The organism is Flavitalea plasmicola, from assembly GCF_030546645.1.
GTDB lineage: Bacteria > Bacteroidota > Bacteroidia > Chitinophagales > Chitinophagaceae > Puia.
The window spans coordinates 729,758-742,583 of record NZ_JAUOTO010000003.1 but is presented as its reverse complement, the minus strand read 5'-3'; the positions used below and the strand labels follow the sequence as shown (position 1 = coordinate 742,583).

Below are 12,826 nucleotides of genomic sequence, written 5' to 3'. Positions count from 1 at the left end.
AATGTTGTTGATTCATTATTGATCGGGTTGCTCGATTTGAACAAGACATCAAGAGAGATGTCATAGTTCAAATCCGAGTTTAAAATAAATTAATTGTATTTTATGGAAGACATTTTATTAAAAGATTATGTAGAGAACATTGATAAATCATTCGTCGAACATGGTTGGTTGACAGCTATAAGATCTGGCAACGATGATAAAGACGGCACTCAGGTTTCTATTTTTTCAGCGATTGTAGATGAGGATAAGATTAAAGAGGCTTTGGAACATAGAGATTGGGAATTAAGGTATGGACATGGCAGGCCAGGCATTACGACGTATTTCAAAGAAGGAAAAGGTGAGGATGTTTATAGGAGATTTGGTACAACTGGATTTGAACCTATCATATATTACCGAGATCAATTTGGAGGGCGTAAACGGTATTTTGAGTTTTCAGAGGAATTCCGGTTATATTTTAATCTGTATGAAGTGTATCATTCTCCGCAGAAGAAGGATTATATTTTTGTAAATGATAATGGTGATGAGGATGTAGTAGCGAAAATTGACGATGGGATAGGGACAATAAAACTTAAGTTTTTAAAGGAGTATCTATCTATCCGTAAAAAGTATTTGCTCATTTACTTTGACATTATGCGTTTTTCAGACAAGACGCTGCAACAGTTGAATATGTCCAAAATTAATCAGAATTACAAGTCTGATAAGCACTGTTTTAATCATTTGGTTACGGAGGATCTTAATGATAGTAAAAAAGTCACAAGTTGGCTTGCTGGAAAATGTACAATTGAGCCGATTAATGGTTTTAAATATACCAATAGTGTAATGGAGTTGGGGGAAAAATATACTGACTTTATTATAGGATACGATGACAATGGTGAGGGGAACGTTTTTTCTTGTGATGATCGGCTATTGGGAAATTATTTTGGCGCTAATCCTGGTGCACCATTGTATGTAACAAGTGTATATTTTAAAAAGGAGGTGCTAAAGAAGTATTACGATAACCCAGCTAAGTACCTGGTGGAAGATGGTTGCGTTCGGTGCAATGGATCGTGGATACTTCGGATGGATAATAACAATGCCGAATATATCATTGTCATGTTAGGTGATTTGGGGGATTTACATTTGAGCGAGCAATTATATTGGAAGAGCTACAATATTGCCCCTTTAAAGGGAGGGTTAAGTATTACAGCATATAAACGGTTTATGGAGGGTGTGCCTTATATACCTAGTGAACCAGACCATTTACTAAAGTATGTCCTTGAAAGCTTTAATAAAGAGTGGAAGACAGTCTTTGGCTGGGAATTGTTTAAGCCACTTAATCCCGGTGATAGTCATTATTTGACAGGGCTTCACTTGCTAACAACGCCTGACAATGGCAAGGAGTTAGATGAGCAAGTATTGGCGTTGACAAAAATATTTATTGATTCGCTGAATGAGAAGGAATTGGGCGCTGGTTTGACTAAAGCAAAGCCCAATGCAAAAGGTATTGATAAGCTTGAAGAATTTTTGGAATCGAAAGGTGTGCCTTGTTCGGATATGATTGAATTTTTCCGAAAGCTGCAGGCGCTACGAAGTACAACTACAGCACATAGAAGATCATCTGTGACAAAGGATATTAAAAAGATTTTTGATTATTTTGAGATTAATCAATTAAGTAAGGCTGAAGTGTTGAGGTCGATGTTTCTTAATTTGATTACAACCTTAAATACAATTGGAAAATATTTCGGACTAAATATGAAAGTTGACCTTTAAGGAAATTTATTCAAATTGAAAATTCTAATCCCCAGTGTGCCGGAATTGAGGGGAGCTTACAGTTCCATCGAACCGTTAAATCTTAGTATGAATACCCAACTGTATACGATCAATATCACCACCCACCTGTTTACATTAGCTGAATTAATAAAGACAAAAAACTCCCTCAACCTCACCGATGCAGGCGTTCACGCAGAGGATATTTTTTGTGCTCTTTTGAACAAAGCCTTCCCCTGGAATCTGGTCAATGCCAATAGGAGAACTCAAAATCATGATTCCTTTGATCTGGAAGATGCCGACAAAGGGATATATATTCAAGTAACCTCCAACCAAAAGCACAGCGCCAAAAAGAAAATATCCATTAAATCGTTTAAGAAAAGAACCAAAGCAAACGAGGCAAAGGCGTTTAAGATCCTTTTCATTTCCGACCACGTCAGCCCAAAAGTACTAACGTCCGAAAAGTTCCCGGGGTTTACCTTTGACGCTTGGGACCTGCCCAAGCTCATAGCGGAGATTTTCAGAGAGAATACCATCGCTTCCCAGTTGGAGCCCATCAACAAGATCCTCCAAGATGAATTTGCACCAAAGATTATCTTGCAGGCAACTCCAGGCGCCGGCCTCTCTATGATCGGGAAACCCAGACTGACAGAGAAATCCGCCGATGGCTTGGATATCCGCCGGGATCGGTTACTAAACGACTTGTATGCCTTTACGCAGGCCGGCAATGGTTTGCTAGTTGGCGGCCCAGGGGAAGGCAAGAGTTACCTAACGCAGGAGCTGCAGCGAAAATACCGGTCGAAGAAGGGGCGCTGTTATATCGTTCGCATCGATAAATTGACATCGGGGAGTGATAGCGCCATCACCGAAGAGTTCCACGCCACCGGTGACTGGCTGACGGCGCTGGCTCAACTCCCCATCACCACGCAGGAACCCCGCCCGCTTCTTATCTTTGATGCGTTCGACGCCGCAAAGGATCCCCTACTGAAAAGTGCAATCCTCAAACACATCCAACGGGCAATCGAGACACTAAAGGACCAATGGAATATCTTGGTCAGTGCCCGGATATACGATGCATCAAAATCCACGCGCCTGTTGGAGCTATTCCCGGCAAGCGACCCAAGGCGGCAAGTCAGTTGCCGGAATTTTCAACTGTCCCTGCTGGAGACAGACGAGATCAGGAAAGTATTGAAGAGAAAGCGGGTAGTCAATACCTTCGACAAGGGCACGGCGTCACTCCGGCAAATACTCCGGATACCCTATTTTCTCACCATCTTCTACGACCTAGTACGCCATAGCAACAAAAAAGGTAAAAAAACACTTGAATCGGTAGAAACCGAAGAGCAACTGCTGGAGATTTATTGGAGAAAGAAAGTGCGGGTAAATACCGCCAACACCACTTTTGTACAACGGTTGACACAACTACTGTCGGCCAGGTTAACGTTGGCGTGCAAGAAGATCGAAATAGCCCAGGAGGCGCACGCCGATGTTATGGATGATTTGGTAAGTAGCGGCGTACTAAGCGAATCTAGTTCCGGACTCAACCTCTCCTTTGCCCATAATATCCTGCTCGACTATGCAATCTCGCTGTACATCATCCCCGAAAGGCCCGCCGAACTGGTCCGAGAGTTGGAGGAAAACGAAATGCACTGGTTTCTTTTCAGGTCCGCCTACCTCTACTTCTTTGGGCGGGCATGGCGGATAAACCGGGACCTGTTTTGGAAGCAGTATGAAAAAATACGGCAGATCGATACCCCCCGGTTTCGGCTGTTCCGCCAGAGCATTCTCAATTTTGTGATTGCGGAATTGTATCAATCACCGGAGGATATCCTTTTGCCATTGGCAAAGGTGCCGGTAGCCGAAAAGGTCAAAACACTCTGGAAGATCCTGGAAGCCATACGGTTCATGTACAAAGACGAGGTCCCCGGGAAAGTGTACTTTCTGCTGCAGGACGTATCCGGACAACTGGACGACATCTATGTCTGGGAGGTGGGCTTTCTAATACACAAGGCCATAGATCAAGCAACGGCAAGAAAGAAGACCCGGCTGCTAAAAGGGATGGCAACAGCTTCCGCCAACTTTTTAGGGTTTGTCCTCAAGCGGCGAAAGGTCGCCACCAGCAAGGCGCACATCGACCGGAACGCCGGCCACTGGGGCATTGCCATTTTTTGCCTGACAATGGAATACAACAAAAAGGTGGCAACGGAAATGCTTAGTAAAGTATTGGAGATACTGGCAGAACCGGAGTTCCCCATTTCAATATTCTTCCACCTGGTTAAACACTTCGATCATATTTCCGATGTCGACGCTCCATTGGCGGGGAAGATATTCAAAGCGATCTATGCGCATGTCGAAAATAGCGAAACGCCTACCTATTTCAACAGCGATGTTGCCCTGACACTCAAGAGCAACCGAGGTCAGGATTTTCAAAGCAACCGATACGCGCTCGAGAGACTTTTCCCGACCCTATTGGAAAAGCATCCGAAAGTTTTTTTGCCGTTAGGCATCGAAATCGTCAATACCTACTTTATTCGGCGGGAAGTGTACCAACACGGTCCCAAGTCTACTTCAATCCAGGTGGATGGTATAAAATCCAGAATTTCGCCGGATTACTTTAGGTACGTCAATGCATATGATAAGAAAAACGACGAAGAATCCTTTGCCACTAACCTGATCAATTATCTACAAGCCGTAGCAGACAAAAAAAAGACAGCCCTTCTCCGAAGTACGATCACCATAATGATTGCCAAATTTGAAGCCGCCAGCCTCTGGAAAGAGTTGCTTAAGTTTGTTTCAAAAAATATCCGCACCCTCAAGAAGGAAGCGGTTGTCCTATTGTCCGAAAAGAAGCTGCTGCTTTTCGAGGAAACCCACTCAGATGCGCTTGACTTGCTGAAATCAGCGTATCCCTGGCTGGCGGGTTCCGACAAACGCGCTCTTCAGGCAGTGGTGGAATCTATCCAGGCAAGCGATTACCCGGCAAGAGGCGCAGACATGATTGAAAAAATAAAGGCGGCATTGCTGGCTTGCTTCGCTCCACGGGAGAAGGAAGAGCCCGCTCGTCCCACCGGTACCGTAGCAAAAGAAGCAAACGTTCAGGGACCACCCGCCTGGCCAGTCGACGAAAAAGCGGTATTATTGCCGGCAACCATTATGGAAGACATTGCCCATCTAAAGTCATTTAATGACAGCCTTGAAGGAAACCGAGAAAAGGAGCCCAAACAGGCAGATTATCTACCCCATCTTCCAACGGCACAAAATTTATTCAAGTTCAGGCTTGAATCCGTCATTGATAACGAAGCGTTTTTCGATGCTGATTTTGAAGTAAGTCGCTTCACGAAGTTCATTTCACTCAGCCCATCCGAATTAACGCCCGATGCTCGGGCGCTGTCAGAAAAAGTGTCCCAATTCTTTATCGATGCGCTTGTTTACCAGACAATGACCTATCAAAAAGGAAGTCTTACTGGCGGGCCGCAGGGCTATTCGCCCGCCCCACGAATGTATTCAGTTGAAACCCTATTACATCTCGTCGGTACAGACCCGTCTGGCGCTATCAGTAGAAAACTGGTTGGCTTGGTTAGTGACAATAATGAAAATATCCGCTTCCTGGCGCTTCACGCGCTACTCCATTTTTGGAAAGAGGACAAACCGACCTTTTGGAACATTGTAACCACCCAAATCCTTATTGAGGAGAACTCGCTAAGTCTCCAGCTCCTGCTACAAACAATTGCTTACAGCGACATTATTGCCGCTAATCAGCAAGGAGTGGAGCAGTTGGCCCTCTCCGCCTACCGCGGCGTAATTGCTAAAATAGGAGCTCGACTAAACGATTTGTTTCAAGTTTATGCGACATTGCTTTTGCGACTCTATAATAGCTTCAACAGCCCTGTGGCAGACGAGTTACTGCATAAGAGCTTCGGACAGAAGGAATTTTTGTCTTCTCTCATTTTTGTCATCACTACTTTTATCGACCCATACGAGGAGACCAACACCTATGAGGACGATTCAGGCCTTAACAAAAATTGTTTCCAATTGCTGTTGAACATCCTGCAAGCGCAATTCGATGCCATCGGCACGAGAAGCATCGCCAGCTTAACCGCAGACGACATTGAGCCGATCGACAACGTGATCACCCAGTTGTATTACGGCATTGTTCTGGGAAGACACCATTCGAAGAAATCGCCCCTGGATCCCAAACGAGAAGCAGCGTTGTACTTGCTTCTTAAGCCCCTTTTTTCGCTGGTAGTAAGCGGGTCTGGATCGGTCGGTTCCGGATTTATGGTGGGCCATACGGGGTATCATTTTCTTCATGTACTGGAATTCTTTTTCGACCAAGATCCGCAGTACATCCTTGATCTCATCGCCGCCACCATTACCTATTCCGCGAAAAACAACCTCACTTATAGTCCAAGTTCCCTACAGGCCATAATCCGACTAACAGAACGAATATTGGCAGATTATCCCGACCTCCTCCTGGAAAAGGAAAATTTCAGCAACATCGTGATTATCCTGGACCATTTTGCCGACTCGGGTTGGCCGGAAGCGGTTGAGCTTACCGTACGACTTAAAGAGATCTTTTAGCCGCCTGGTGCAGGCATGCATTCGATAGAGCAAAAATTCGGGCACCTCGTCATCAAAATGGAAAAACAGGAAGATACCCGGTAGATCTCAGTTTGCAGCAACAATAAAATTCAATATTGTAGCCGACATGAATATTAACCGAAGCATAAATTAACTTGTCTCTCCAGACTTATCACGTTATTTAAACGCTCCAAGCTGTTCGCATTTGATCTCGCTTGCTCGCTTTCAAGGCTTCCTATGTACCTTCTTGACCGCCATAGTTAGATCATTATCCGCACGGCATGTCGTCAATTAATTTTCACTACTTCAATGTATGATGATGAAACTGCGTTCGCCTTTTTAATATCAACACCATATTTCCTTCGAAAGGCTTCAATAACTTCTTTTCCGCCATTCATGCTTAGAGGACTTCCATATGATGAAGGAAAATCAACACTCATTCCCTTTTCAAGCCTGACGCCGTTTACAACTTTTGTTGATTTAATTGTTGCTCTAAAAAGTGGCATATTTGTTTTTTGCTAGTTATAGTTGATATTTTCACGAAGCCTGCATTTATTAAATTCTGGACATCGTGCGAATTAATTGGACAAGATCATGGGCCGACCTTTGATTTAGGAAAGCCCTTTCATCGTCAAAACCGCTTTGATAATTTGTTACCCATGTTGCACGAAAATTGTTTGCCCGTTCAAATGCCTCAACGATTCCAACAGTTGCGCCGCTTGTTCGCGTTGCGCACAAAACAATTATGCAATCTTCATCAATTAGAAACTGTAATCTTTTATCAAGGTCTGAATTTGGGTCCCCTTTCGTCGTTATACCAATCTTGATACTTCCAATTACAATTATAATCTTGTCAATATCTCCATTTGGAATTGGATCTAAACTAATATTTGCTGAAGCTGCTGGAAATTGGTGTAAAATCTCCCTGGCTATTAATTTTAAGGTTGTTGTTTTTCCGGTTCCAGCAAGACCCCAAAGAGCAAAAAGCCTTCTTTGCATATTACATTTTTAATGTATAAGTATTGGATATTAGGATTGAACATAAGAACTTTTCAAGACATACGCAACCGTGAAAACACCTGAAATTCAATTAACCAAAGCCATTCCCAATAGAGCGACTCGTTTGTTGAAATGGCTCATCACTGGGATTTTCCAATGGTGAGAATGAAAGGACTATTTTTTCCAAGCTCCTACTTTGATTATTTAACGTCTTCGATCTGTTCTTTAAGCATCCTTTTAGAGAGTTTCCGTCAGTTTCGACAAAGCATATCCAAATCTTACCAGCAATTTTAAATTATCGTATATTTACAGCAGAATTTGCGCACCCGAAAACGGGATTGAGTGATTCAGTGAGTGATTTTTGACAAGGCATATAACTAATTGATTATAAAGTTATTTACGGAAGGGGTGGGGAACCTCTCTCTCCGCCAACATGGGAATCCACTGGAATCCATCGAAATCCACTGGAATCCAACGGAACCCACGGAAAAATGCATCAAAAAGCCTTCAGACAATCAATCTGAAGGCTTTTTCTATTTAGAAAATCTGGCCCAAGCTGGGCCTAAATCGTGTTTATATTTCTTATTTTTCGAAGTGAATGAGCAAAACTATACCCCATCATGCTACGAATACCTGAAAACTACAAAGACTTTTTTCATTGGGTAAAAGAAACGACTGAATCCTTTTGGAGTAAAGGTCCTCTATATTCTTCGGATGATTTTATACCAGAGACCTGGGCCTATGGAGCCAAGTGGGTACCGCTAACAGAGGATGAGATCAATGCTATTGAACAAAAATATGGCGTCAATTTTATGCCCGAACATCGGGAGTTCTTGAAGATATTACACACTATCGATAGAAAGGAAGAAATTGAACAAGAACCTCAATTTGAAGGTGGTAAGCCTACCATCGAAAAAAGACCTTTTTTTTATAACTGGCTGGAAGATGAATCCGAAATCAGATCAAGGTTGGATTGGCCTTACCGGACTATTTTACAAGATGTGCTGGGTCCCAACGGTATTTGGTTGAAATCCTGGGGAAATAGACCTGCATCCGATGAAGATAAGGAACGCATTTTCACCAATTGGTTGAACAATGCGCCCCGGTTGGTCCCCTTAACATCCCACCGGTTTTTGGTGAGCGAACCCAATCTTACTGATCGCCCGGCGCTCTCCGTATATGGTTCAGACATCATCGTTTATGGATGGGATTTGCGGATTTATCTGCTCAACGAGCTTCGTAGCCATTTAAATCTTCTTGAAGTGATTTACGACAAGGAAGCTCAATGCAACTTTATCGAATTTGGCAAGGACTTGAAAACTATTCTGGCTTCATCCTTCGCCGACGCATCACAAAAAGATATTCCTTATTGGAAAGAAATGATACTTATCTGGAGTTCTGGATGGTCAAGCTTTGGCTTGAAATCCCCTTTTGATAATGGCGAGACCGTACAACCTATTATGAAAACATATGTTCCAGAAAACGGGGAAAACAGCCAAAAACGGTTTATCGGTTAAATGACCTATTTTGACTTTTCCAGCAATATTGATCAATAAACGACATAACTCTACCCAAATTATCCGCAAACAGGTTCGAAAGTTGTCGCCAGCTCTCCGCAAGTCATGGGAATCCAACGGAATCCATCGAAATCCACGGGAATCCATGGAAAATGCATCAAAAAAGCCTTCAGGCAAAGTCAATCTGAAGGCTTTTTCTATTTAGAAAATCTAACCCAAGCTGGGCCTAAATCGTCGGGATCTTACAAACGGAAAATGAGGCTTTCCCTACTTAAAATTCCACCCCTAATTTGCCAAAACAAGGCGCGTTCAATATCTTTATTTAAATTTTAGTTGTAAAACCACCTTCATATATAGACGGAGCTGAAGTTATTAAATGAGCTTGGTCCGGACATCAACCATTCGGATTTGTTCCCACAGACGGCAGTTCAGAAAGGGAGCAAATATTTGGTCTGGCAATCTGTAAATATGACGGTTCAGGAGGCATTTATCGCTTTAGTTGTGATAAAAATTGGGAAACAGTTCAAGATGGGACTTATGACACAGTTGAAAATGCAATTAATCTGTTGCCGGACCAATATAAAAATGTAATAGCAGATTGGCATCCAAAGTAAGTTTCAATTATATACAACAACAAAATTTTCCCTGCATGAGCAACTTTGAGGATGCCGTCTTTAGATCATTAAACGAAATTTGTGATCTTACCGTATTAAGATATTGTCGGACTTCTGAAGGGCATGACAGTTTTTATCTACTTGAACAATCATCGATATTAGTATTAAGAGAACTGCCTTCAAACACCCCTATCGAAGTAACTGGTTTTTTTTCAGAGCGGCACCGAATTTATCAAAAGACTGAAATCATTAAAGCCAGCAGGACCGTTCAGGAGTTCTTAAATACAGCAATCCCGCTTGTTGAAAATGGCAGTTTCCCGTGTAATGACTTGACTATTATTGTTAATCACCGAATTAAGTTGACAAGCCATGACGACGGAGAAGTCCATTTAATTTCTGAAAAAAGCTCACCCCTTCGTATCCCTCCGGCGAAGTACACGGTGTTTTCTTAGAAATAGCTGCGAAGTGGGTTAGGTCTTGTAGCGGTGCGGGAGCAGGTCGTGTATTTTGTTGATAGGATGATCAGCTATGCGTTGAAGCACTTCTTTCAGCCATCCATACGGTTCGATGCCGTGCATTTTGCAGGTGCCCAATAAGCTATATAACATACCGCTTCTTTTGGCTGCTTCGTGAGACCCGGCAAACAGATAATTTTTTCTTCCCAGGGCGACCGGCCGGATGCTGTTCTCTACTGGGTTGTTGTCGATGTTCAGCCTGCCATCGGTAATATACAGTGATAATTTAGACCAGCGTTCCATGCTATAGGCGAGCGCCTTCCCAATGGCGCTTTTAGGCAGAACATGTACATATTGCTGTTGCATCCATAACCACATCCTTTTCAGGATTGGCGCAGCCTTAGCGTTACGGACAACTTTTAGTTCTTCAAAGTTAAGAGCGGCTTCCCTGCTGATACGCTCGATCTCATACAGTTTTTGTATCTCGTTGAGGGCATAGGAGGCCCTTTCGTAATCGTTCTCCAATGCTTCATTGAACATACGCCGCGCATGTGCCATACAGTGCATCAGCGTGATGCCAGGGCGTTTGTCAAAAATATCGTACGCGACGTACCCGTCGGTCTGCAGATACCCTTTAAAGTTTTCCAGTATTTCCATCGGTCCCTCGCGGCCACGGCCTTCCTGGTAATCGAAGAAGACCAGTTTGTCAATGCTGTTTTGATATACCCAGTAAAAGCCTCTGTGGGTCTCCCCCTTCTTATCCTTATCGATCACCTTGATGGGAGTTTCATCTGCATGCAGGTAGCTGCTTTGTAATACTTCTGTTTTAAGTGCATTGAACAGCGGTGTGATCAACTGACAGGTATCGCTTACCCAATCGGTAAGGGTGGAGTAAGGGAGTTTAACGCCTACCCGTTCAAAACGTTGCATTTGTCGGTGCAAGGGAAGGTGATCGATGTATTTGTCAATTACGATCTGCGCCAGCAGGCCTTCTCCTGCTATGACCTTTGGCAACGGTCGGGATGGCAACTCGCCGATCAGAACGCCACGATTATCCGGACGGGCATATTTAATGCGCCTGTATTGCTTTACATACAGCTCTCCTGGCTGGTATTCCAGTACCTCCGTGATCTCCTCGCCCATCTTTTTGCAGGCACTTGTATCTCCATCAGGTTCTATGATGATCTGTTCCCGGCGCAGGCTTTCCGGTAGCCTGGTCCGGCCGGGATGTTGCAACGGCTTTGGTTCTACAACAATGTTTTGGCGGATATAGCTGATCTTTTGAGCGCCGGTGACTGATACGGCTGCTACCGCTTCCGTAGGAATGTCCAACGCTAATTGCGGATCGTTGGTAGTTGCCGCAACAAAACGCTCCTGCCGGGAGCCGAAGATGATCTTCTGTAACTGATGTAACTGCTGCTCCAGGGCCGTGATGCGCAATTGGGATTGCTCATACATTTGTTTATAATCAGGAGCGGCGCTTTGCATAGAAGAAAGTTCGCCTACACTACGCGGATACACAACTTTATTTATCAACTATTTATCCATCTGGTGTTGATATCTTTTGCGGTATTTGATCGTTTGCAGGGAGATCCCTTGCAGGATAAAATGCAGTTGGTTGGCGGTGATCTGCATACTTTTGGCATCCAGATCAAAGACGGGTACTTCAAAAGCGCCTTTTTCCAATCGTCGATAGAAGATGGTAAAGCCGCCCTGCTCATAGACCAGCAGTTTTAGGTGAGTACGCGGCTTATTGATGAAGATAAAGGCATCGCCCTGAGTAACCTCTCGCCCCAACTCATTGACAATGATGCCGCACAGCAGATTAAAACCTTTACGCATATCGGTCTCTTTGCGGTAAAGATGATAAGCCCGGTGATCGCTCAGCATGATCAGGCTGCTCATGACAGCAGTTCTTTGAGGTAAGCAGCACTTACCGGCTGGTAGATCTTTATACTGCCCACCACCGCAAATAAACCACGCTCCGGCAGGATCTGAAGGGTTGCGAAGCCCCCGGATGCCTGGGCTACTCCTGCCCCATATCTCTGCTTCCAGTTGTGAAAAGTACCTTCTGCAATGCCATGCGCGTCACAAAACGATTTTATAGATTGACCACTTTGAACTTGCTCCTGAACTAATTTTACGATAGCTGCCTTGCCACGCAACTTCCGAGCGGCTTTTTCCTTCTTTTCTTCCATCATGACTTTTAGCAGCTAATGTAGCCTAACCATCTGGCTACAGAAAGATGTACTTAGCCGGAGGGATACACCCCTTCTTGATTTAATGAGTAAGATATTTACGCGCCAGAAGTATAATCCAAGTCTATTGACTGAAATTATAAATCGCCCAAATCTTTATCATAAAATTGAAAGACCAGACAAAATATCGTCCAGCTTTAAGACTTTTGAAGAACTGCTTGAAACATTTTGAAAGGGAAGGAGGGCCAAAGCTGTAATCTAATTAAAACAAATTATAGTATTTCAGGAAGTAGTTGATTTTCAATAGGTCCTTGGTAAAATGGTTCGAAAGTTGTCGCCAGCTCTCCGCAACCTACCGAATGTTACTACTCAAAAGGGCTCATAAGAACTTGATTCTGTGAGCCCTTTTCTATTTCCACTACAAATCGATCCAAAAGAATTCAAATCATGCGGTGTCTTTTTAAGACACCACGCTTTTCAGGAAATTGCTAACAAAACAGGTGGCGGGATTAATAAGACAACCGGAAAGCGTCTCGACGCCTTCCTTTTTCACTAACCCACAAGAAGATTTTGTAGCCTTCGCTATCCCTTAGGAACAACGATGCCAAAGCCCGCTATGAAGAGCTCATGAACCTTTATCCCCAGCTGAACGATCTTGTACCCAAACAATTGATCGCTGCTACCTGGGCGTCTCCCGGGAAACATTGAGCCAGCTG

General features: G+C 43.7%; 9 protein-coding genes. 4 read left to right on the top strand and 5 right to left on the bottom strand.

Going from position 1 to position 12,826, the window contains the following annotated elements:
* The first annotated feature begins 102 nt into the window (after nucleotides 1-102).
* Nucleotides 103-1,749 (top strand): hypothetical protein, encoded by a 1,647-nt coding sequence (locus Q4E93_RS13070; RefSeq protein WP_303585837.1) that lies wholly within the window; start codon nucleotides 103-105, stop codon nucleotides 1,747-1,749.
* A gap of 87 nt (nucleotides 1,750-1,836) precedes the next feature.
* Entirely contained in the window at nucleotides 1,837-6,327 is a 4,491-nt protein-coding gene (locus tag Q4E93_RS13065) for an SMEK domain-containing protein (protein WP_303585835.1), read from the top strand.
* 287 nt (nucleotides 6,328-6,614) lie between these two features.
* Here the strand turns inward: Q4E93_RS13065 and Q4E93_RS13060 are convergent, their stop codons facing one another.
* Together Q4E93_RS13060 and Q4E93_RS13055 are read right to left on the bottom strand one after the other, a co-directional pair.
* Nucleotides 6,615-6,833 (bottom strand): DUF6140 family protein, encoded by a 219-nt coding sequence (locus Q4E93_RS13060; RefSeq protein WP_303585833.1) that lies wholly within the window; start codon nucleotides 6,831-6,833, stop codon nucleotides 6,615-6,617.
* A gap of 49 nt (nucleotides 6,834-6,882) precedes the next feature.
* The gene (locus tag Q4E93_RS13055; protein ID WP_303585831.1) at nucleotides 6,883-7,326 is read right to left on the bottom strand and encodes a hypothetical protein; all 444 of its coding nucleotides are present in this window, start codon (nucleotides 7,324-7,326) and stop codon (nucleotides 6,883-6,885) included.
* 620 nt (nucleotides 7,327-7,946) lie between these two features.
* On the opposite strand from Q4E93_RS13055, the gene Q4E93_RS13050 reads away from it, so the two are divergent.
* The gene (locus Q4E93_RS13050; RefSeq protein WP_303585830.1) at nucleotides 7,947-8,843 is read left to right on the top strand and encodes a hypothetical protein; all 897 of its coding nucleotides are present in this window, start codon (nucleotides 7,947-7,949) and stop codon (nucleotides 8,841-8,843) included.
* 649 nt (nucleotides 8,844-9,492) lie between these two features.
* Nucleotides 9,493-9,909: a hypothetical protein gene (locus tag Q4E93_RS13045; protein ID WP_303585828.1), complete on the top strand. Its 417-nt coding sequence runs from the start codon at nucleotides 9,493-9,495 to the stop codon at nucleotides 9,907-9,909.
* Between the two features lie 18 nt (nucleotides 9,910-9,927).
* On the opposite strand, the gene tnpC is transcribed toward Q4E93_RS13045, so the two are convergent.
* From tnpC to tnpA, 3 genes are read right to left on the bottom strand one after another with little or no spacing between them, the layout of a single operon-like run.
* Entirely contained in the window at nucleotides 9,928-11,400 is a 1,473-nt protein-coding gene (gene tnpC, locus Q4E93_RS13040) for an IS66 family transposase (RefSeq protein WP_303585826.1), read from the bottom strand.
* Between the two features lie 48 nt (nucleotides 11,401-11,448).
* Complete coding sequence (gene tnpB, locus Q4E93_RS13035; protein WP_303585824.1) at nucleotides 11,449-11,817, bottom strand: IS66 family insertion sequence element accessory protein TnpB; 369 nt, start codon at nucleotides 11,815-11,817, stop codon at nucleotides 11,449-11,451.
* Entirely contained in the window at nucleotides 11,814-12,113 is a 300-nt protein-coding gene (gene tnpA, locus Q4E93_RS13030) for an IS66 family insertion sequence element accessory protein TnpA (RefSeq protein ID WP_303585823.1), read from the bottom strand. Before tnpA ends, tnpB begins: the two co-directional genes overlap by 4 nt.
* Nucleotides 12,114-12,826: the final 713 nt, after the last annotated feature.